Annotated in this window: 19 protein-coding genes; 9 read left to right on the top strand and 10 right to left on the bottom strand. The window is 64.2% G+C overall.

What is annotated here, in order from left to right; translation table 11 throughout:
- Nucleotides 1-37 precede the first annotated feature (37 nt).
- Nucleotides 38-1,003: a twin-arginine translocase subunit TatC gene (gene tatC / locus ACFR99_RS16600; protein ID WP_390289632.1), complete on the bottom strand. Its 966-nt coding sequence runs from the start codon at nucleotides 1,001-1,003 to the stop codon at nucleotides 38-40.
- Between the two features lie 140 nt (nucleotides 1,004-1,143).
- On the opposite strand from tatC, the gene ACFR99_RS16605 reads away from it, so the two are divergent.
- Nucleotides 1,144-3,477: a twin-arginine translocase subunit TatC gene (locus tag ACFR99_RS16605; protein ID WP_390289635.1), complete on the top strand. Its 2,334-nt coding sequence runs from the start codon at nucleotides 1,144-1,146 to the stop codon at nucleotides 3,475-3,477.
- A gap of 77 nt (nucleotides 3,478-3,554) precedes the next feature.
- A complete protein-coding gene (locus tag ACFR99_RS16610; RefSeq protein WP_390289638.1) occupies nucleotides 3,555-3,737 on the top strand; it encodes a CopG family transcriptional regulator in 183 nt (60 codons plus the stop codon).
- On the opposite strand, the gene ACFR99_RS16615 is transcribed toward ACFR99_RS16610, so the two are convergent.
- A complete protein-coding gene (locus ACFR99_RS16615; RefSeq protein ID WP_390289641.1) occupies nucleotides 3,738-4,514 on the bottom strand; it encodes a 23S rRNA (uridine(2552)-2'-O)-methyltransferase in 777 nt (258 codons plus the stop codon).
- 193 nt (nucleotides 4,515-4,707) lie between these two features.
- Between ACFR99_RS16615 and ACFR99_RS16620 the strand changes: the two genes are divergently transcribed.
- The gene (locus tag ACFR99_RS16620; protein WP_390289644.1) at nucleotides 4,708-5,607 is read left to right on the top strand and encodes a polysaccharide deacetylase family protein; all 900 of its coding nucleotides are present in this window, start codon (nucleotides 4,708-4,710) and stop codon (nucleotides 5,605-5,607) included.
- Nucleotides 5,608-5,628: 21 nt separating this feature from the next.
- On the opposite strand, the gene ACFR99_RS16625 is transcribed toward ACFR99_RS16620, so the two are convergent.
- A complete protein-coding gene (locus ACFR99_RS16625) occupies nucleotides 5,629-6,600 on the bottom strand; it encodes an asparaginase (protein ID WP_390289646.1) in 972 nt (323 codons plus the stop codon).
- 166 nt (nucleotides 6,601-6,766) lie between these two features.
- Between ACFR99_RS16625 and ACFR99_RS16630 the strand changes: the two genes are divergently transcribed.
- Both ACFR99_RS16630 and ACFR99_RS16635 read left to right on the top strand, forming a co-directional pair.
- The gene (locus tag ACFR99_RS16630; RefSeq protein ID WP_390289649.1) at nucleotides 6,767-7,510 is read left to right on the top strand and encodes a DNA polymerase sliding clamp; all 744 of its coding nucleotides are present in this window, start codon (nucleotides 6,767-6,769) and stop codon (nucleotides 7,508-7,510) included.
- Between the two features lie 127 nt (nucleotides 7,511-7,637).
- A complete protein-coding gene (locus ACFR99_RS16635) occupies nucleotides 7,638-7,949 on the top strand; it encodes a HalOD1 output domain-containing protein (RefSeq protein WP_390289652.1) in 312 nt (103 codons plus the stop codon).
- 42 nt (nucleotides 7,950-7,991) lie between these two features.
- Here the strand turns inward: ACFR99_RS16635 and ACFR99_RS16640 are convergent, their stop codons facing one another.
- The gene (locus ACFR99_RS16640; protein ID WP_390289655.1) at nucleotides 7,992-8,861 is read right to left on the bottom strand and encodes an alpha/beta fold hydrolase; all 870 of its coding nucleotides are present in this window, start codon (nucleotides 8,859-8,861) and stop codon (nucleotides 7,992-7,994) included.
- A 282-nt stretch (nucleotides 8,862-9,143) separates the two neighbouring features.
- Here ACFR99_RS16640 and priL point away from each other — a divergent pair, with 282 nt between their 5' ends.
- On the top strand, nucleotides 9,144-10,223 hold the full coding sequence (gene priL, locus ACFR99_RS16645) for a DNA primase regulatory subunit PriL (protein WP_390289658.1): 1,080 nt from the start codon (nucleotides 9,144-9,146) through the stop codon (nucleotides 10,221-10,223).
- A gap of 245 nt (nucleotides 10,224-10,468) precedes the next feature.
- On the opposite strand, the gene ACFR99_RS16650 is transcribed toward priL, so the two are convergent.
- Nucleotides 10,469-10,732: a DUF7472 family protein gene (locus ACFR99_RS16650; RefSeq protein ID WP_390289661.1), complete on the bottom strand. Its 264-nt coding sequence runs from the start codon at nucleotides 10,730-10,732 to the stop codon at nucleotides 10,469-10,471.
- Between the two features lie 199 nt (nucleotides 10,733-10,931).
- Here ACFR99_RS16650 and ACFR99_RS16655 point away from each other — a divergent pair, with 199 nt between their 5' ends.
- A complete protein-coding gene (locus tag ACFR99_RS16655; protein ID WP_390289664.1) occupies nucleotides 10,932-11,552 on the top strand; it encodes an SWIM zinc finger family protein in 621 nt (206 codons plus the stop codon).
- 28 nt (nucleotides 11,553-11,580) lie between these two features.
- On the opposite strand, the gene hjc is transcribed toward ACFR99_RS16655, so the two are convergent.
- The 3 genes from hjc to ACFR99_RS16670 form a co-directional block, all read right to left on the bottom strand.
- On the bottom strand, nucleotides 11,581-12,105 hold the full coding sequence (gene hjc, locus ACFR99_RS16660; RefSeq protein WP_390289667.1) for a Holliday junction resolvase Hjc: 525 nt from the start codon (nucleotides 12,103-12,105) through the stop codon (nucleotides 11,581-11,583).
- Nucleotides 12,106-12,248: 143 nt separating this feature from the next.
- Nucleotides 12,249-13,058 carry a CPBP family intramembrane glutamic endopeptidase gene (locus ACFR99_RS16665; RefSeq protein WP_390289670.1) on the bottom strand — a complete coding sequence of 270 codons (810 nt, stop codon included), beginning with the start codon at nucleotides 13,056-13,058 and terminating at the stop codon, nucleotides 12,249-12,251.
- 90 nt (nucleotides 13,059-13,148) lie between these two features.
- Nucleotides 13,149-18,026, bottom strand: a complete 4,878-nt coding sequence (locus ACFR99_RS16670) for a PAS domain S-box protein (protein ID WP_390289672.1) — start codon at nucleotides 18,024-18,026, stop codon at nucleotides 13,149-13,151.
- 271 nt (nucleotides 18,027-18,297) lie between these two features.
- On the opposite strand from ACFR99_RS16670, the gene ACFR99_RS16675 reads away from it, so the two are divergent.
- A complete protein-coding gene (locus tag ACFR99_RS16675; protein ID WP_390289675.1) occupies nucleotides 18,298-18,555 on the top strand; it encodes a HalOD1 output domain-containing protein in 258 nt (85 codons plus the stop codon).
- 114 nt (nucleotides 18,556-18,669) lie between these two features.
- Entirely contained in the window at nucleotides 18,670-19,485 is an 816-nt protein-coding gene (locus tag ACFR99_RS16680; RefSeq protein WP_390289678.1) for a PAS domain S-box protein, read from the top strand.
- 21 nt (nucleotides 19,486-19,506) lie between these two features.
- On the opposite strand, the gene ACFR99_RS16685 is transcribed toward ACFR99_RS16680, so the two are convergent.
- Entirely contained in the window at nucleotides 19,507-20,796 is a 1,290-nt protein-coding gene (locus ACFR99_RS16685; protein ID WP_390289680.1) for an adenosylhomocysteinase, read from the bottom strand.
- Between the two features lie 330 nt (nucleotides 20,797-21,126).
- Nucleotides 21,127-21,519, bottom strand: coding sequence for a hypothetical protein (locus ACFR99_RS16690; protein ID WP_390289683.1), 393 nt, complete (start codon nucleotides 21,517-21,519; stop codon nucleotides 21,127-21,129).
- Nucleotides 21,520-21,531: the final 12 nt, after the last annotated feature.

The raw sequence follows: 21,531 nt of genomic DNA on the forward strand, positions 1-21,531 counted from the left end.
GCGACGATCGGAGGAGCGCATCCGCGACATCAGTCAGTTATCGTCCGACCCACTTCAGGACGAACAGCGTTCCCTCGAATAGCAGGATCATGGTGACAGCGACGAGGATGGGAGCCATCCCGGTCGGGTCGAGCGTGAACATGAACGAGAGACCCGCAAACGCCGCCCAGAAGTACAGCCGCTTCTGGGCCAGCCAGCGCCGGGTCGTTACGCCCATCATGATCGCCAGCATGATGAACAGTGGGATCTGGAAGACGATGGCGAGAAAGCCCATCAGCGTGATGATCAGGTTGAACGTCTCACCGAGCGCGTAGGCGATCTCGGCGCTGCCTTCGGCGTAGTAAGTGAAGTACTGAAAGAGGATCGGCAAGACGAGCACGTAGGAAAACAGCATCCCGATCGCGCCGAGCACGACGCTCGTCGGCACGGCTGCGAGGTAGTACTTGCGCTCGTTGGGGTACAGCCCCGGCCGCATGAAGAGGTAACACTCGTAGACAAAGGCCGGCAGCGCGACCATGATCCCGAGCAGCGACGAGATCTTGATCCGCGTCAGCCACAGCTCGAGGGGCTGGTAGACGTGCGGCGGCGGGGCATCGCCACCGGATGGGAACACGGAAAACCAGACGAACTCGATGGCCTGGGAGGCCCACAACAGCCCGATCGCCGTCCCGCCGGCGCCGAACAGTAACACGACCGCCAGCCGGAGCACCATCTCCTCGATGTGATCGGCCAGCGGCATCTCCTCGTCGTCGGGCGGCGTCGAGATTCCGCCGATATCGTCGTCGGAGTCCGGATACGTCGGCTCGGGGTTGTGATGATCGCTGACGACGCCTTCGCCATCGGTCTCGAGGCTCTGTGCGTCCGGGTCGTCGGCTGCGGGCGAGCCGTCGGACGCGGACTCAAGGTCGGGTTCAGGGTCGGGAGCGGGCTGTCGCTCGTCGGGACGGTCCCGTAGCTCGTCGGAACCTCCGCGGTCACGGTCGTCAACCGGCTCGTCCGACATCTACGGGTTAGTGATAGGCCACCGGTTATAGGCCTTTTTCTTACGGTGACCCCAGAAGAGTGAGAAGGTCGAGCGATCCGGCCTCGAGCCCGCATATCCACTCGAAAGGTTGATAACTGGATGTCAGTTACCCCAACCCAATGAGTTCTGCCCTCGACGAGGATACCGCCCGTGCCATCAACACCGGCCGGGAGACGGTCGGAACCCTCCTCTCGAGCGCCCAGCAACACCTCCAGAAGGTGTTCATCGTGTTCCTCGTGGGCTTTATCGGCTCCTTCTATGCGCTTCGCATGGTCGTCTGGGACTTCCTCGAGGCGACCGCGACGGGCCAGATGGACCAGTTCGTCGCCGATTCGACCGACATCATCACCCGGACACCGTTCGAGGTGATCCTCTTACAGGCCAAGATCGGGATGATAACGGGTATCATCGTCGCTATCCCCGCGTTGCTCTTTTTCTCCCGGGATGCGATCCGCCGTCGTGGCTACCACAGCGTCGTGCCGGTTTCAAAGGGACACGTCGCCGGACTCGTCGCCCTGTCGCTGTCGCTGTTCGTCGGCGGCATCGTCTACGCCTACAGCGTCTTCTTTCCCTACGCCTTCGAGTTCCTTGCGCGAAACGCCGTCAGCGCCGGGATCAAACCCAGCTTCGGCATCACCGAGTTCACCGAGTTCATGGCGCTGCTGACGCTGTCGTTCGGCCTCGCCGCCCAGTTGCCGCTGCTGATGGGCGCGCTGTCCTACACCGAAATCATCCCCTACGAGACGTTCCGCGACAAGTGGCGCCACGCCTTCGTCGGGATCGTCGTCTTCGGCGCCCTGTTCTCGCCGCCGGACCCGTTCACACAGATCATGTGGGCGATGCCGATGATCGTCCTCTACGTCTTCAGCCTCGGACTGGCCAAGGTCGTCTCTAACGTCCGCCGGCGCGGGGCAGCGAACTCCGAGGGGACGGGAACCGAACACGTCAAGCGGCGCATCCTCCAGTTCGGCGGCGCCTTGGCTGCCATCGCGGCCGTCGTCGCTATCGCCGTCAGCCAAGGCGCGTTCGACTACCTCCACGAGATGGTCTTCCCCGCCCTCCCAGAAGCGATTCGGCCGACGGGACCGCTCGGCCTCGAGACGATGGCGAACACACACGGTCTCGCCGGCGACGTCGCGGTCGGCGTGATCGTCGCCGCCGTCGTCGGCTTCGTCGTCCTGCTCGGCTACACGATTCGGGTCCTGCAGGGGCCGGTTTACCCGCGCGAAGACGACATCCGGCGTGCCGACACCCACGAGGACGTCGACTTCGAGACGCTCGCGGCCGAGGACATCGACGACGTGCCGACACAGGTCTTCCTGAGTATGAGCGAAGACCAGGCGCTCGAGTACTCCCGACAGGCGATGTACGACGACGACCGGGAGAAAGCCCAGGCCATCCTCGACCGGTTCGACTCGCTGGATGCAGGCAAGAACAGTGACACCGCAGCCACGGACGCCGACAGCGCCACAGCAGGCGGTGACGGTGGCGAGGGTGGCGGAGGCGGAAGCCTGCTTTCAAGTACCGCCGCCGGCATGCTCGATCCCTTCACCGAGGACGAGACGACCGAAGACGACATCGGCGGCTACGGCTACGACATCGCGTTCATCCTCAACAGTCTTGCCTCGAAGATGTTCTACATCGTCGGCCTGTTCATGCTCGTCGCGGGTGGGTCCTTCTTCTGGCTCTATTCGGGCGGACTCCGGGACGTGTTCGTCCTGTTCCTCGATCGGGTCCCCCAGGACGTCCTCGCGGAAGTCGCCGTCCGCAACGACATCGACCCCAGCGGGATGACCCTCCAGCAACTCATCAACGAGATGGACATCGTCGTCGCGTTGCACCCGGTCGAGGTGCTCATCTTCGAGGTGAAAGTGAGCACACTTGTCGCCGCCGTCGCCGTGTTGCCCCTGGTCCTATACTTCGCCTGGCCGGCCGCCAAAGAGCGCGGACTGGTCTACGGCGATCGCCGCACGTTCGTCGTCTGGGGTGGCTCCCTGATCGTCGGCTTCGCCGTTGGCACCTACCTCGGCTTCTTCTGGATCGCGCCGTCGATCATCTCGTATCTGGTCTCCGATGCGATCAGCAACGGGATGGTCATCTCCTACCGGATCAAGAACTTCTTCTGGCTCGTGATCTTCACGACCGTCGGGATCGGCTTCCTGCTGAACATCATCGTCACGATGGCGCTGTTCCACGTCGGCGGCATCGTCAGCTACCGCTCGATGCTCGATCGCTGGCGACCGATCACCGTCGCCATCTTCGCCGTTGCCGCCTTCGCTAGCCCGAAGGGCGTGCTCACGATGTTGATGGTTGCCTTCCCCATTGCGCTCACGTACCTGCTCGGTCTGGCGGTTCTCTACGTGCTGACCGGCGGCGGGCGGCTGTTCGGCGGTGGCGGCGGCTCGGCGACAGAGCCCGACACCGAGGATACCGGGGCAGCGACCGCGGAGTGACAGTGATGGCCGTGTGTTTCCGGTGGCGGACGACCAACTACCCTTAAGTTGGAACCGTGCGAACGGATTGTTAACTGATGCCCAAGATCAGCGTCGAAATCCCGCAGGAACTCCTCGACGACCTCGACGATCACGTCGGCGACGACGGAAAGTTCGTCAACCGGAGCGACGCGATTCGGTCCTCGATTCGCAAGAACCTGGACATTTTAGACGAGATCGACGAGCGCCACGACCGCCTCGAGAACGAGACCCAGGAGTGATCAGTCGCGGTCGAGTCGCTGTGCGAACCCGAAGTTCGGTTTCATGTCCTCGACGCGAACCGTGACCGTCTCGCCGACCTCAGCCCCCGGCACGAATAGCCGATAACCCTCGACCGACGCGATACCGTCGCCTTCGCTGCCGACGTCGACGATTTCGACCTCGAGTTCGTCGCTCGGCCGCACCGGCGCGGTGAGCCGCCCCTTGCCGATGAGGTAGATCTCGGAGGACTCGTCACGGCTCGCTTTGGGAGACGTCGCACGGACGTACTGGAACTCCTCCTCGACGTCGGCTCGGAAATCGTCGACGTCTGGCCCCTCGAAGACCTTCACCACGAAGTCCCCGCCGCTGTCGAGGAGTTCGAGGGCGGTCTCGAATGCCTGCCGCGCGAGGTGCAGCGAGCGAGCCTGATCGAGCGAGTACTCGCCAGACATGTTCGGTGCCATGTCCGAAATGACGGCATCGACCGAGCCGCCGGCAGCGTCGATGACGCGGTCACGCGTTTTCTCCTCGGTCATGTCCCCGCGGAGCGTCTCGACGTTGTCGTGGTCCTCGAAGTCCTTGATGCGCTGGAAGTCGACGCCGATCACGTTCCCCTCCGGCCCGACTTCCTCGGCGGCGACCTCGAGCCAGCCGCCCGGTGCGGCCCCGAGGTCGACGACCGTATCGCCGCGGTCGAAGACGTGCTCGAGCTCGTCGAGCTGTTTGAGTTTGTAGGCCGCTCGAGAGCGGTAGCCCTCCTGTTTCGCTTTGTTGTAGTAGTGGTCTTTTCCTGCCATAGATACTCTCGTCAGTTACTACGGGCGTAGGGAGTCGCCGCGGGTAAGCATGGCGGATGGCCGGGGCCTCGAGAAGGCCACTTCGAGCCACTGGTCGATTTACAAGAGTGTCATCGAAGGCTTGAATCGGTCGATATCTCCGGCAGGGAGGGCCACTATTAGCCGACGGATCGAAGGAGAGAGCGGTGTTACCATGGGTGATATCGACGTCGCGATCGGTGTCGACGCGGACTGCGTCGCCGGCTGGTTAGGCTCGTATGGCGGCGCGGACTCGCCGGCAGACCTGTCGCGCGGGCTCTCGGCAGGGAACGAGGGGATTCCGCGCCTCCTGCAGCTGTTCGAGGACGAAGACGTACAGACCTCGTGGTACGTTCCGGGCCATACGATAGAGACGTTCCGCGACGAAATCGAAGCGGTCGCGGCCGCTGGCCACGAACTCGGCGTCCACGGCTACTCCCACGAGAACCCCACGGACCTCTCGCGCGAGCAGGAAGACGCGATCCTCGAGGTCTCGATCGATCTGATCGAGGACGTCACCGGCGAGGAGCCGGTCGGGCACCGCGCGAGCTGGTGGGAGTTCAGTGAGAACACGCCCGAACTCGTCGAAGAACACGGGTTCCACTACGACAGCAGCCTGATGGAACGCGCGTTCGAACCCGGCTGGATGCGGAAAGGCGACGACTGGACGCCGATCCAGTACGATCAGGACCCGGAAACGTGGATGGAACCCTACGAGTACGGCGAGGAGACGGACGTGGTCGAGATTCCGATCAGCTGGTATCGCGACGACATTCCGCCGATGCTGTTCATCAAGCAGCCGCTCTATCACGCCGGCTACAAGGACCCGAAGATGATGTACGAACAGTACTACAAACGGCAGTTCGACTTCCTCTACGATCGACGCGGCGCGGGCGTCTACACGTTCACGATTCATCCTGATCTCCACGGGCTCCCCCACATGATCGCACACTTAGAGGAGTTCATCCAGTACGTCAAGAGCCACGAGAACGTCGAATTCCAGACGCTGGAGACGATCGCCCGGAAGTACGAGGACGATCCATCGATCTACGAGAGCGAGGGCGACTACGTCTGAACGTGATCGGACGGCAGCCGATCAGTCGGCGAACACCCGTCGAATCGCCGCCTCGTCGTCGTGTGCGGCCAGCGCCAGCGTCAGTTTGATGCGGGCCTTCTGTGCTGGCAGATCGCCCGCGAAGATCGCGCCGTACTCCCGAAGCCGTTCGCCACCACCGACCCCGCCGTAGACGGGTGCGGTTCGGCCCTCGAGACAGCGCGAGGTGACCACGACCGGCACTCCCTCACCGATCGCGTCACGGACGGCGGTTCCGAGTTCTTTCGTCGCGTTCCCGAGGCCCGTCCCCTCGACGACGAGGCCGTCCGCGCCCCGCTCGAGTGCCGCCTCGAGCAACTCGCCCGTGACGCCGCTGGCGCTTTTGATCGTGTAGACGGCCGGCGTAAGCGAGGTGGCCGGAACGTAGGTCGATTCGCTCCCCGGCGGCCGATGAATCGCGACGCCGTTCCGGTCGACGGTCGCGACCGGGACCGCCCCGACGGAACGGAAGGTCTCGAGCTTCGAGGTGTGAGTCTTCGTGACGCGTCGTGCGGCGTGGATCGTCTCGTCGAACGCCACGAAAACGCCACCGTGGCCGCGGGTGTCGAACACATCAGCAGCTCGAAACGCCGTGAGCAGGTTCGACGGCCCGTCCGGACTGTACTCGTCCGGGCGGCGTTGCGCGCCGGTTAGGAAAACCGGCGTCTCCGGCCGGATCGTGACGTCGAGATAGTACGCCGTCTCTTCGATCGTGTCCGTGCCGTGGGTGATGACGACCGCGTCGACGCTCGCGTCCCCGTCGAGTTCGCGAACCCGGTCGCCGATCGACTCGAGCGTCGCGGCGTCCATCTCGAAGCTCGGAATCTGTGCGACCTGGTCGACATCGATGTCTGCATACTCCGCGAGTTCGGGGACCGCGCTGACGAGTTCGTTCCCTCGCTTGGTCGGCGATGCACCGTCGTCGCCGCCGGTGCTCGCGATCGTGCCGCCCGTGCTGAGTACGGTCACGTGCATGGCGTTCGTACCGGTGTACCAGCAACACCATCAAAACACCGCAGGGCAGAGACCGGTCAGTATTGCTTCCGGAACGGCACACGGCGATTACCGTCCACCCACGGCGTGAGCCCCAGTCGCGCGTAAAGGGTGCCTTTTTATGGCAACCGTCCGTACGCCGAGCTATATGTTCAAGGCCATCGTGAGCGCCGAAACGCTCACCAGCGCGCTCGACTCGGTCAGCGTGCTGGTCGACGAGTGCAAGATCCACCTCGAGGAGGACGGCCTCGAAATCCGGGCCGTCGACCCCGCGAACGTCGGGATGGTCGACCTCTCGCTCGATTCGGCTGCGTTCGAGTCCTACGAAGCAGACGGCGGGCTGATCGGCGTCGACCTCTCGCGGCTCGAAGACATCGCCGGCATGGCCGACTCCGGCCAGCTCATCCAGCTCGAACTCGACGAGGAGACCCGCAAGCTCCACATCCAGATCGACGGGCTCGAGTACACGCTCGCGCTCATCGACCCCGATTCGATCCGCCAGGAGCCCGATATTCCGGACCTCGACCTGCCCGCGGAGGTCGTCCTCGAAGGGAAAGACGTCAACCGCTCCGTGAAGGCGGCCGACATGGTCTCGGACCACATCGCGCTCGGCGTCGACGAAGCCGACGAGTTCTTCTATGTGAACGCAGAGGGCGACACCGACGACGTCCACCTCGAACTCACTCAGGAGGACCTGATCGATCTGCAGGTCGGCCCGGCACACTCGCTGTTCTCGCTCGACTATCTCAAGGACATGAACAAGGCGATCCCCGCCGACACGGAGGTCACACTCGACCTCGGCGAGGAGTTCCCCGTCAAGATCTACTTCGGCTTCGCGGAGGGGCAGGGACAGGTCACCTACATGCTCGCACCGCGGATCCAGAGCGACTGAGCAGCCTCAACGACTGTTCTGCGGCCGGTTCGATCGGGCGTTCGAGCGTATGCCGGCCGGTCTCGGCATTTAAAAATTCGATATGGACAGGGGAGCGGCTACCTCTCGACACGCCCTCCGATGAGCTATGCCCTCCACGAACGATCCGACCGACAAGCCGACGGACCAGCGTGTCACGACGTTCGATCCAGCCGACAGTCGGCCGAGCGAGGCCGTCGTCACCGCGGTCGCTACGCAACTCGAGACCGACCCCGTCGAGCTGTCGCCGCTGTATGACGTCGTGGACCCGGACGCGCTCGACGACCTGGTCGACCACGCTCAGCGAACGGGTACCGACGAGACACAGCTGGTGTGGTTCACCTACGAGGGGTTCGCTGTCGGCGTCCGAAGCGACGGACAGGTCCGGATCCGAGACACCACTGCCACCGCGGCCCGATAACTGATCGACGCTCTCGGAGACCGTCGCGGCCGCGCGGCTCGCTCATTCCTGCTCGTCGAGGAACTCGAGCAGGTACTCGTTGACCAGGTCGTCGTTCTCGATGAAGAAGAGGTGCGAGCCGCCCTCGATCAGTTCTAGCTGGCTGTTCGGCAGTTTCTCCTCGAGCAGACGTGCGTTCTCGACGGGAACGACCCGGTCGTCGGTTCCATGAAGGATCAATGTCGGCACGCGGACCCGGCCCAGACGCTCGCTGACGTCGAAGCTCTGGACGGCAGCGGCCTGAGCCTCGCGAGCCGGCTCGTCGGCGTCTTGCTCGAGTCGCCACTCGATGATCTGATCCATCAGGTGTGGGTTCCGGTTGGTGAACCGTTCGGTGAACGCGGGGCGCATGCGGTGGCGGATTATCCCCCGCTCGGTTGCTCCGTCGGGTGTCTCGAACATGTGTTCCTGGGTTTCCTCGGGCACCGGTGCGGCGTCGGGGCCGCCGTGGGACGTACAACACAGCGTCAGTGACTTCGCTCGGGTGTACTCGACGGCGTAGCGCTGGGCGATCATCCCGCCCATGCTCGCACCGACGATGTGGGCGTTGTAGATCCCTGCGTCGTCGAGGACGGCTTCGAGGTCGGCCGCCAGCCCACTCATCGAGTAACCCGCCAGTTTGAGCAAGACGAGTCCACGGAGCATCCCCGGCAGCCGCGGGACGAGCGGCGGCAAGCCGACGTCCGATCGGCCAGTCCCCCGGTTATCCGGTGCGATCACGTCGTACCGATCGGCGACGGCCTCGCGTTGCCAGCGCCACATCCACCGACCGAATCCAAGCCCCTGCACGAATACGACCGGCGCCATCCCCTCGCCGTCACGCCGCTCGTATTCGTAGTAGATCGACACGCCGTCTCTCGTCGCCTGTGGCATACTCGGAGTGACGTGTCGAACACTCTTGAAATCGATCCTCGAGCGCGGCACTGTTGGCCTCGCCGACGGGCGATTATCGACCGGCAGTAAACACATATTACTGGGTTCTCAGCGGCCAGTGGCAAACTCCGGCGATCACGACAGCTGTCGGAACGGCTGCGACGAGTTCTACACTGATACAGGGTCTCGGACGGCCGGGTGTGCAGTGCCGGTCAGTGGGGTAATAAAACGTTATTACGATAATCAGCGCGCTTATCCCGCCGGAGTAATTTCGTTTTACCGATGCAGCGACTCCACGCCCGGTACCCGTTTCTCGCGGCCGCTCGCGAGTCCGTCGCGACGGAAGCGGTCGATCTCGCGACCGTCGTCGAGCAAGACCGGGGGGTCGTCGACCGCGCGCGCCAACGCGTTATTACCGCGCTCGAGGAAGGGGCCGTCGGCGAGCCACACCGCGACCCGCGCGTCGAGTTGCTCTCCTATCCCGTCGCGCGGGTGCTCGTCTCGATGGTCGGCGAGCGCGTGCTCGTCCGCAAGTACGCCCGCGGAGAGGCCGCGACGGCCTACGACCGTTTTACCGCCGACATGGCCGACACCACCGAGCTGAAAAGCGTCGCGTCGACGGGCCTCGAGCTCGCAGACCTCCTGGCCGAATTCGACCTGCAGGACGAGATCCGCGAGACGCCAGCCGGCGACGGCTACCGCATCGACGTCGGGGCCTACCTGCCGCTGGCCGAAGACCTGTGGGAAGATCGGTGGCGGCTCGTCAACCGACCGCTGGACGCGGGCGAGGTGCCCGTCGGCGAGGACGAACTTCTCGCCTTGCTCCGGGAGGCGATCCGGAGCCGGATCGAGGACGGCCTCCCGTTCGACGTGCCCGACGCGATCGCGAGCGCGCTCGAGGACGACGCCGCCGAGATCCGCGCGGTACTGGCGGACCTCGATCTCACACAGGACATCGACACCGTCGTCCCCGACCTCTTCCCGCCGTGTATGAAGGCCTTGATCGATCAGATCCAGAAAGGCGAGCACCTGCCCCATCACTCTCGCTTTGCGATCACCGCCTTCCTGACGAGCATCGGCATGACGACCGACGAGATCGTCGACCTCTACCGGGTCAACTCGTCGTTCGGCGAAGAGATGACGCGGTATCAGACCGACCACATCCGTGGCGATAGCTCGCCGACGGAGTACTCGGCCCCCTCCTGTGCGACGATGCAGTCCTACGGCGACTGCGTGAACAAAGACGATCTCTGTGAACGGATTCCGCATCCGATGGCCTACTACGAACAGCGGATCGACGAGACCGACGACGACGACCTCGAGGACTGGCGGGAAGACGAGCAGTCCGCAAGCGGGGACTGAGACGGTCTGCTGTACCGATTGACCGGTGCAACCGCAGGGCGGTCGCGGTTGCACCGGAACTGACTGGCAGGAGTCCGTATGAGACGGCTCTCGAGAGCGGTTGCCGACGAATAGTATAGTAGCCACTGAAAGTCAATGCACACCTGATCGAACGGCTGCGTTGCAACCAGTGTGGAAATCGTTTCAGTGGCTACTATCGTTCTCTCGTGTGGTAGTGCGCCGAAACGACGAGCGACAGAAATCTATCAGTACGCGTTGGCATCCGCGTCGCCGCCGTCGGGCTCGAGGCCGTCCTCGGGCTCGTTCAGCAGGTAGGCCAGGGCGATCCCGACCACGGTCATCAACACGATGAACCCGACGATCACCCAGACGAGCATCCACCCGCCTTCGAGCGAGAGCGTGCTGTTTGCGGCGCCGTAGGACGACCCGATAGCGAACATGGCCGCCAGCATCGCGAGGACGGCACCAACGGAGACGACGATTTCGATGAGCGATTCGCGTTCGACCATTGCCTGAGCGGTTTCGACGGCCCGGTGAAAAGCGCTTCGAAGGGGTCTTCGGCGGGAGAATAGGCAGTCAGTCCCGCTTTTCGGTCGCCGATCGCGTATAAACGTCGTCCATGAACACGCAGGCATGGCCGTTATGTCCCCTGGTTCCCTACGAACGTCGAATAGCCAGCCGACCAGCGATTCCCGTTCCGACGCATCCATGAAAACAACAGCGTCACCGAAAGCACCGCTGCCAGTCCCACGAACAGCCCACCTCCCGGAGCGATCGCGCCGGGCACACACCGAACCGATGTCGGTGTTACCGCTCGGCGACGGGCTCTACGAGGTCGAATCCGCGAGCGACCACACCTATCTCGTCGACCTCGAGGCGAGCCGGTGTACCTGCCCGGATCACGTCTTCCGCAAGACCCGATGCAAGCACATTCGCCGGATCGCCCTCGAGATCACGGCCGGCCGGACGCCACCGCCGGGCGAGGTCGCAGTCGACTGTCACGACTGTGGCGAGCCGGTCTTCGTCGACGAGGACGCGGCCGGACCGTTTTACTGCGACGACCACGCGATCCATCCGGGCGACACCGTCGTCGACCGGGAGACCGGCGATCGGCTCACCGTCGTCGACGTCTCGGACCTGCGGGCCGACGCCGTCGAAATCGGGGCTGCAGACTGTACCGTCGCGGAGTACGCGACCAACGAGAACTACGATCCGAACGTGCCCGTCGTGGGGGCGATCTATCCCCACGCCACCGTCGCAGCCAACGGTGTCGTTCCCGCGTCGCTGAAGGTCTACGTCTTCCCGCGAACGCGCCTCGAGAAAGTGTAACGCCTCCTGGGACCCCTTCCAGCAATGGCTACTCGAGCAGTTCCGCGGCTTCCTCGACGTCCATGACGCCCTGTTCGACGGCGTTGAGCACACGGAGAACCTCTTCGTCGGGGCCGCCGTCACGATCAGTAGCGGCGGCTTCCGCCAGCGTGACCTTCTCGGATTGGCCAGTGAACTCGGGGAAATCAGTGCCCTCCGCGAGTGCCGTCTCTTTCTTGACTCGGTAGTTACCGCCGTCGGTCACGTAGAGGTCGCCGGGGTGGAAGAAATACCAGTCCTCGCGGTCGAAGCGGACGCCGATCCGGGGTTTCGCGCCGAAGTTCTGCGCAAAGTAGATGAGCGCTTCGACCTCCTCACCCGTGAGATAGATCGGGTCGCCGGCGCTCGATTTCGCCTCGATGGCGTAGAACTGGTCGCCGTCACCGGCGAGGACGTCGGGGAGTTCGCGGTCGGTCGCAGCGCCGCTGGCGGGCGCACGCATCACCGCGAAGCCGGCCTCGTCGAGCGCGTTGACGAGTTCGCGTTCGCGGCGGTCGCCCTTCGCATGGGACATACAGGCCTCTCGTACGGACTCCTGTAAGTCAGTGACGGTGCGACTGCGGCCGTCCTGAGTTACACCGATCATTCGTTCCAGCAGACCGCCTCACCTGCGGGAAGGAATAAAAGACCGGACGATAGGGAAGCCAGACGGAGAGGTTACAGCGGGACCGTCGCCGCGAGGTCGACCAGCAGCGACGTCGACGGATCGGCGGCCTCGAGGTCGTACTCGAGGGCGATATACAGTAAGCCGAACTGAATGGCGTTGAACGCAGCGTGGGCGCCGATCGGCACGACGAGGTTGTCGGTTTTCGCATACAGCAAGCCGAAGATGATCGAGCCGCCGAAGACGACCATGACCGGAACGAGGGTCGCAAGCAGCGAGTCCGAGAGGACCGCATACGACATGATGTGGATCAGCGCGAAGATCGCGCTGGCGACGACGACCGCGGTGAGCCGATCGAACGCCGCGTAGAGGCGTTTCTGGACGACGTTCCGGAACAGGAATTCCTCGGCGGGTGCGTTGAAGAAGAAGACGATCCCGATCATGATCAGGACCATCGTCTGATCGCCCCCGATGTAGGTCGCGACCTGGTTCTCCGCGGACGGCAAGGCGAGGACCTGCACGACCAGACTGACGAGAATGTAAAAGACGAAGCTACCGAGGACGCCGGCGAGGACGTAGAGCCAGCCGCGTTTCGTCGGCCACCGGAGGTCGACGTACGACCAGCCGCGGCCGGTCACGGCCAGATACAGCGCGCCGGCGAGCACGAAGCCGAGGAAGTTCAAGATCAACAGCGCCGTTCGGCTCACGAGCGAGGCGTCCGTCGGTGACGTCGCCAGCGCCGGTTCGAGCGCGATCGCGGGGAGGGTCGTAAACTGGCTCGCGAGAATCCCGAACGCAGCCAGGCCGATCGCGACGAGCGTCGTCCGGACTGGCCCATCGCGGTATCGTGATGGCGTTTCCATAGTAGAGGATACGGCGACTGGGCCCTTGGGCGTTCCTCTCCCCGAGACGGCCCGGCCCGACGTGTCTCGGTGAGCCGATATCGTGACCGATCAGTCCGCGAGAACCGGGCCGCCCTCCTCGAACAGTCGCGTCAGCAACCGCTGCTGGCCGATCCGTAGGTGGCGGTTGACCGTCGGCTGTGTTACCTCGAGCAACTCGGCGATCTCCTCGCCGGTGCTCTCGCGAGGCCACTCGAAGAAGCCGGCGAAGTAGGCCGTCCGGAGTACCTCGAGCTGGCGGTCGGTCAGCGTGTCGAGCAGCGACGTGACGTGTTCGCTGCGCGTTCGCATCGATCGCTCGACGTGGTGGCGCGCCTGCAGTTCGACGGTCGGGTACGCCTCGCGGAGCATCTCGACGAACTCGCGGACATCGGTTCCCGTCGGGACATCGACGGTGAGCTCGGTCCTCGCCGCGTCGGCGTGCATCGAGCGCGGACTGGCGCCGTGGCGGACCAGCCGCGAGGCGATGACCTCGCCGGCGACGGTCGCCTCGAATCGGCAGCCGCTCTCGGTCTCGGTGATCAGCCGGAATTCCGTCACCGAGACGAGGTCGTCGAGCGCTGCCCGCACCTCGTCGGGCGACACGCCACTGGTCTCGAAGAACAGCAGCGTCTCGTCGCCCGAGTGCGTCCCCAGTCCCGCATAGTCGACGCTGGCACCGGTCTTCGCTGCGATTCGCGAGAGGAGTTCGTCCTCACCCTCGAGTCGGAGCGTCAGCTCGAGCACCCGTTCGGCGTGTAACGCCTCGCGCGTTTCAACGGCGTTGATCGCGTTTGCGATCCCGTCGCCGAGTTCCGTCACGACGGTCTGCTCGAGGTCGGCGAAGGCGTCCGGTTCGTCCGCGTACAGCGTGAGGACGCCGTACGAGTACTCCGCATGCGAGAGTGGGACGCTGATGACCGACTGGAACCCACGGTCGAGGGCGGGCCGGCGCCAGTCCTCGCTCTGGAGTCCCTCGACGACGTTCGAGACGACCGTCGGCGTCTCGCTCCGAGCGGTCCTGGCGGCCGGTTCGGCCGACGCGTCGTACGCGAGCGGGGCATCGTCCAGGTATTCCTGACCCGATCCGGCCCAGGCGCGGGGCTCGAGTCGCGTGCCGCTGGCGTCGAGCTGGCCGATCCACGCGAACGCGATGTCGTCGGCCTCGATCAGCCGTTCGGGAACTGTCTGTTCGATGTCCGCACGGCTGTCGGCACCGATCAGCGACTGGTCGATCCGTCTGATGAGTTCGGTGATCGAAATCTGGCGGTTGAGCCGGCGGTTTCGCTCCTCGAGTTCCGTCTCGCGCTCGCGGAGGCTGGCCTCGCTCTCGAGGCGGTCGAAGGCGGCTTCGGTCGTCGCGACCAGCGTCTCGATCAGCCGCCGGGTGTCGGCGTCGATCGAGTCGCCACCCGACGCGACCGCGAAGACGCCGTGATCGCCGATCGGGACGATGACGCCGCTCTCGACGCCCGGCCCGAAGATTCGTGACTGGTCGAACGACGCCGGATCGTCGACGACCATCCCCGTCCCCGTGACGTAGACGTTCCAGAGGGCGGCGTCGGTGTCGCCGACGGCGACCGAGGCCGTGCCGTCACAGAGGTGTGCGAACTCGTCGGTGTAGGCGATCGGCTCGAATCGGTTCACGTCGGAATCGAGGTGATACACCGCGACGCCCGCGGCCTCGAGGATGTCGGCGGCCGTCTCGACGACCATGTCCGCGACCTCGTCCTCGCTGTCGGTGCCGAGTAAGTCGCGGGCCACGCCGTGGAGCGACTCGAGAGCGAACTCGTGCTCCTTGCGGCGAGTGATGTCGTTGTTGATCCCGACCATTCGGTTCTCGTCGTCGACGACACGGCCGCGGGCCCCGACCCAGATCCAGCTGCCGTCCTCGTGTCGGAGCCGAAACTCCGTCTGAAACAGTTCGTCGTTCTCGATCGCCTGGCCGACATCGGCCTCGACGCGGTCGACGTCGTCCGGATGTAGCCGTTCTCTGAAGACGTCGAACGTCCCGCCGAACGCACCTGGCTCGAGGCCGACAAGTCGCTCGAGCGTCTCGTTCCAGGTGACCCTGTCGGTGTCCAGGTCCCACTCCCAGACGCCCGTGTTCGCCCCCTCGAGGGCGAGTTCGAGGCGGCGTTTCGTCTCGCGGAGGTCTCGTTCGCGGGCCTTTCGATCGGAGATATCGCGACTGATCGCCAAAAAGCGGTTTTCGTTCTCGAGGTCGAGACAGATCAGGTGGACCTCGACGGGAAACGTCGAGCCGTCGCGACACCGATACCGGCCTTCGAACTTCCGGCGATCGCCGACCGCCATCTCCTCGAGCAAGGACAGCGCCTCGGATTCATCGACGAGCGTGTCGTGTTCCCAGATCTTCGCGCCGAGCAACTCTGCTTCGGTGTAGCCGAGCGCGTCCGAGAGCCGTCGGTTCACGTCGACGATCGTCCCCTCGGTATCGAGCACGTTGATCATATCGGGGGAGTTCTCGAACAGCGCCTCGAGCCGGGCGCTCGTCGTTTCCAGTCGGCGTTCGCGTTCCTTGCGCTCCGAGATGTCGCGGATGACGCCCGCGGTCCCGGTGAACTCGCCGTCGGCCATCGGCAACAGCGCCATGTGCGTTTCCGCGTCGAACACCTCGCCGTCGGCGGTCTCGAAGGTCATCTCGAACGTCTGTGACGGTTCGTTGGCGTGGAGCAACTCCCGAATCAGATCCTGGGCCGTCTCGAGGTCTTCGGCGGCCATTACCGTCGAGACGTGTTCGCCGATCAGGTCGTCGGGATCGTAGCCGGTGAGCGGCGTCAGCGCGTCGTTGACGAACCGGAAGTAGCCGTCCGCGTCGATCGTATACACCAGCTCGTCGAGCGCCTGGATGATCGTCTCGGTGCGCTGGAGTTCGCGTTCGCGTTCCTTGCGTGCAGTGATATCCTGTACCCCGCCACGGAGCGCGACGATCTCGCCGTCGTCTCGAACGGGCTCGCCGATACTTCGGATCCAGCGCCGGTCTCCATCCGCTGTGATGATCTGATTTTCGATATCGTACGGCTCACCGTCCTCGATTGCGCGGTCGATCACCTCGCTGAGCCGCGACCGATCCGCTGGCGCAATATAGTCGAATACCTGATCGAGATCGAGTTCCTGATCGGGTGAGAGCCTAAAGATTCGGTAGACCTCGTCGGTCCATCGAACGTCGGCGGGATCGTCAGTCAGGTCGAGTTCCCAGGCACCGACGTTCGCCAGCCGCTGGGACTGTTCGAGCAGATGCGTCGTCCGCTCGAGGCGGGCCTCGCGTTCGCGGAGCCGGCGCTCTTTTGCCTTGCGGTCGGAGATATCCCGGCCGATCCCGACCTCGACCGGACGGCCGCTCGGATCGTCGAGGACCGACGCGATGAACTCGTAGGGAATCCGTTCGCCCGACTTCGTCTGCAGCGCCGCTTCGACGCGGGTCTCGCCCGTTTCGAATGCCTCGGTGATCGACTCCCGAACCGCGTCCTGGTCGTCCTCGTCGAAGAACTCGAGCGCGTGCATCGACTCGATCTCGGCGTCCGAATACCCCGATACATCGACCAGCGTCTCGTTCCAGCGCTGGAGTTCGCCGTCCTCGTCGACGACGTAAAACACGTCGTCCAACGCGTCGATGACGTCGGTGGTGAACCGCTCGTATCGCTCGAGCCGTCGCTGTTTCTCCAAGCGTTCACCGACGTTGCGACCGACGCCAGCGATGACCTGCTCGCCCGCCGGGTTCTCGAGGGTCGACGCGACGAACTCGTAGGGACGCTGCTCGCCATCTTTGGTCACGATCGGGACGTCGATGCGTGTCGAGCCGGTTTCGAGAACCTCGTCGATCGAGTCCATAATCCGGTCGTGGTCGGTCTCATCGAAGAACTCGAGCGCGTGCATCGACTCGATCTCGGCGTCGGTATACCCCGTTGCCTCACAGAGACTCTCGTTCCACTGTCGCACCGCGCCGTCCTCGCCGAGAAGATAGACGACGTCGGTGACCGCGTCCAGCATGTCAGTGGTAAACGCCTGTGCCCGCTCGAGACGCCGTTCCCGCTCCCGAACTCGCTGGACGTAGGTGCGGCGTTCGAACGTCTGACTCACCCATCGAGCGATCAGCTCCACGAACGACGTTTCGGCGGGGGTAAACGGTTGCTCCCGGGGCTCGCGGTCGAGAAAACAGATCGTTCCGCAGTAGTCGCCTTCGACGACGATCGTGCCACCGAGATGGCAGTTGATGCCGAGTTCGTCGGCGATCGGATGGTCCGCCCACTCGATGGGATCGGCATCGATGTTTCCCCGAACCTCGTCCGATTCGACCAGGTCGTCACAGGGACTCTCCGAGAGCTCCATGACCGTCCCCTCGAGATCGGCCTCGTGCCCGACGGCCGTCTCGATCTCGTACCGCTCGGTCGACTCGTCGAACCGGGAGACAAAGCCCGTCTCGAGATCCAGCCGCTCACAGCCCAACTCGAGCAACCGACGGATCTTCGTCTCGCCGGTCGTGTTCGGATCGGACGTGATCCGGTACAGTTCCTGGCGATATCGTTCGCTCTCGGCGCGTCGCCGTTCGCGGTCACACACCACGGACGTCAGGTCTGTGACGGTCTCGGAGAGTCGTCCGAGTTCGTCGTCGCGATCGATCGTGACGTCGAGTGGCTCGTCGATGGACGACAGTTGCGCAGGAGGGACAGACTCGAGCCGCGAGGTGAACTGTCGAAGCGCGTCGGTGAGCCGCTCAAGGTCGTTCGCCCGATCGGAGCCGCTCCGTGCAGCGAGCCCCACGACGAACAGTCCGGGGCCCGTTTGCGTTCCAACGCCTCGGGGTACACCGCCCTCGAGCAAAACGCCAGCAGTGATCCAGACTGCGACGCCGATCACGCCGAGCAAAAGCGCACGCGATCGTCTCGTGTCACCCACGAGCACTCCGCTCTGAACCGCAGTCCCGTCCATGGTGCGTCTATGGAACAGGGGGCAATGATATGAGTGGTTTATTTCACCTCGTTATTCAAATCCTCATTATCGTTCGCACAGGATACAAACGGGCGTGACCGCAACGTCGGCGGGTTTGTCGCATTCATTACCCGCCTCAACGGCTGAACGGCACGAATGCCGGTGCTGCCACGAGGATCCCGGGACACTATACATGTAGTGTGCAGCCACCGGTGGAATTACGTATATAACGAGCAAGCCGATACCGACAGGTCGTATTAGTCCAGCCAAGATGTCCGGAGCCACACTAGACTATCACAGCGATTCGATCAGTCTGCGCGTCGTCGAAGCCCTCGCGGACGCGACTGACACCACCCCGAGTGAACTCGAGCCGCTGTACAACAGCATTGACCCCGAGGCACTCGATCAGCTGTTCCAGCCCGGATTCAGCGACGAGATCCGCGTCACGTTCGAGTACGGTACCTCGCAGGTCGAGGTCCGAGGCGACGGCACCGTCATGGTCGATGGAACCGTCCATGACAGCGAATAAGCGACTCGAACTGACTACGGCAGTCGAGCCCGAGAGGAGACGACGGCCGCTGGAGACTGGGTCGCAGACGGCGTGCCGAAGCCAGCGAGCGATCCTACCCCGGAGGCGATCTCGATGCTAGTTCCACCAGCGGCAGGGATCCAGCCGGCCGTTCGGCGCCGACTCACGGCGATAACCGTCCTCGTCATCGACCAGGAAGACGACCGCGACCACGTCGAACGTGCGTTCGACGACGAGGCCGTCGTCGAGACGGCGGCCACGCTCGCTGATGCACGGCCCCGCTTCGACGAGGTCGACTGTCTCGTCGTGCCGTCGACGATGGCGATCGAAGACAGCGGCGTGACCGGTGGTAACGTGGCCGCCACCGACGGCGCCGGCGAGTGTGAGTGGCTCGAGACGATCAGGACCGAGAGAGCGGAGTTGCCGATCGTTGTCCTCGCCGACGAGGCGACAGCCACGCTCACACGCGCGGTCCGATCGTACGAGTGGACCACCGTGATCACGCGAACCGAGCCACGCGATCGGCTTGCGACTCGCGTCACCGACCTCCTCGAGCGCCACCGGCTGGCGCTCCTCTCGCGGCGATCGCTCGCGAGCGTCGAGCTCGCCGGTGACGCGATCGCGATCGTCGACTCCACCGGCGCGATTCAGTTCGCGAGCCGGTCGTTTACGATGCGATTCGGTGCCGACGGTGACGAGCTCACCGGCACCCCGTGGCGAGAGCTGTTTACCGACGACGCCGTCGCGCACCTCGAGTCGGTAGCGGTCCCGACCGTCGCGGAGGGGTGGCGATGGACCGGGACCTGCACTGGGCGCCGACGGACGGGTGCGACGTTCCCGGTCCGGATTCGCCTCGGCGGCCTCTCGGATGGCAGTCTGGTGTTCGTCGTCAGCGAGGTTACCCACAGTCGTGACGAACGCGAGGAGTAAGCGCCGGCGAGAAGAGTCCGCTTACGTTCCGTGGTCCCAGCTACCCATGTACTCGCGCTGGGTATCCGTCAGCGAGTCGAAGTCGACGCCTTCGGCCTCGAGTTTGATCTCGGCGATCTCCTTGTCTAAGTCGTCGGGCACGTCGTGGACGCCCGCGTCGTAGGCGTCGCCATTTTCGATCAGTTCGCGGACACAGACGGCCTGAATCCCGAACGACTGGTCCATGACCTCGACGGGGTGGCCAAGCGAGACGGGCGCGGCGAGGTTGACGAGCCGTCCCTCGGCGATGACGTTCAGTCGGCGGCCGTCTGCGAGTTCGTAGGCCTCGACGCCGTCGCGGGCCTCGTAGCGATCCACGGCGAGGTCGTCGAGCGCCTCGAGGTCGATCTCGATGTCGAAGTGACCCGCGTTGGCGAGTAAGACGCCATCCTGCATCTTATCGAAGTGTTCCTCGACGATGACATCGCGGTTACCCGTCGTCGTCAGGAAGACATCGCCGACTTCGGCGGCCTCGGCCATCGGCATCACGTCGTAGCCTTCCATGTGGGCCTCGAGCGCGCGCCGGGGCTCGACTTCGGTGACGATGACGTTCGCATTCTGGCCCGCGGCCTTCTTCGCGACGCCCTTGCCACAGTAGCCGTAGCCGGCGACGACGACGTTCTTGCCGGCCCACGAGAGGTTCGTGGTCATGGCGATGGAGGCCAGCGAGGATTCGCCGGTGCCGTGGACGTTGTCGAACAGCCGCTTCATCGGCGTGTCGTTCACAGCAAATACGGGGTAGTCAAGCGCCCCGTCTGCGTCCATCGCGCGCAGGCGGTGGACGCCGGTCGTGGTCTCCTCTGCGCCGCCGATGATGCCGTCGATCAACTCGGGGTAGTCCTCGTGGATCGCCGCGACGAGGTCCATCCCGTCGTCGACGGTGATCGTCGGCTCGTGGGCGATGACGGCCTCGATGGCGTCGTAGTACTCCTCGTCGTCGACGCCGCGTTTGGCGTAGCTGGTGATGTTCTCGTGGGTATCCAGCGCCGCCGAGACGTCGTCGTGGGTCGAGAGCGGGTTACAGCCGGTGACGGCGACCTCCGCGCCGCCTTCTGCGAGCGTCTCGACTAAGATCGCCGTCTTCGCCTCGACGTGCATCGCCATCGCGATGCGCTCGCCCGCGAAGGGCTGGTCGGCGACGAACTCCTCGCGGACGTGCTCGAGAATCGGCATATGCTGGGCGGCCCAGTCCATCTTCCGGCGTCCCTCCTCCCGGTGGGACTCGAGATCCGCCAGCTGTTCGCTGATCGGCGGATACGCAGTGTTGGTCATACATCGACCGAAGGACAGCGGAGGCAAAACGCTACCGAACCAGTGACGATCGAACGCTGACCTGGCCGTCGAGAAGATACTGTCTGACAACACGGTTCACGCCGGACACACTCGAGACGCGATCAGGTGTTCGGAGACTGTCGTCCGACAGCATACCGTCACGGTCCAGTTGACTCGAGCGGCAAAAAACAACAGGTTCGAACGGATCGCGATCGGTTATACGATCAATCGCGCCTGTATGGCGGCGAGCGATCGATTCGGACACTGGCGACGGGGTCGTGCCTCCGACACGAGAGAAACGTGCCGTCGACCGGCATCCGTGTCAGGTCGTTACTTCGATGGGCCAGCGTGGTCTGGCGGTCCGCCGCCGTTGCTCGGTCCGCCACTGTTGTCCTTCTTGGTGTCGTCATCGCTGTCTTCGCCGTCGGTGTCGTCAGCACTGTCGTCAGTGGTGTCCTCACCCGGCGGTCCACCAGCGTGAGCCGGTGGGCCCTGGCTGTCTTTCTTGTCGTCACCCGGCGGACCGGGGTCGCTCGGCGGGCCAGCGTGTGCCGGTGCGTTACCGGGGTTATTCGCGACGACGAAGCTCGCGACCGAAAGGCCCATCGAGTCGTTCGTGTCGTTCGATTCGTTCTGTAGACTCTCGACGTGATCGGAGACGAGCGAGCCGAAGTTCGTTTCGTTGTCCTCGGTCTCGTTATCGTCCGTCTCATTTCCGTCCAACTCATCCTCGGT

This window comes from Haloarchaeobius amylolyticus (assembly GCF_042678045.1).
Lineage (GTDB): Archaea > Halobacteriota > Halobacteria > Halobacteriales > Natrialbaceae > Natrinema > Natrinema amylolyticus_A.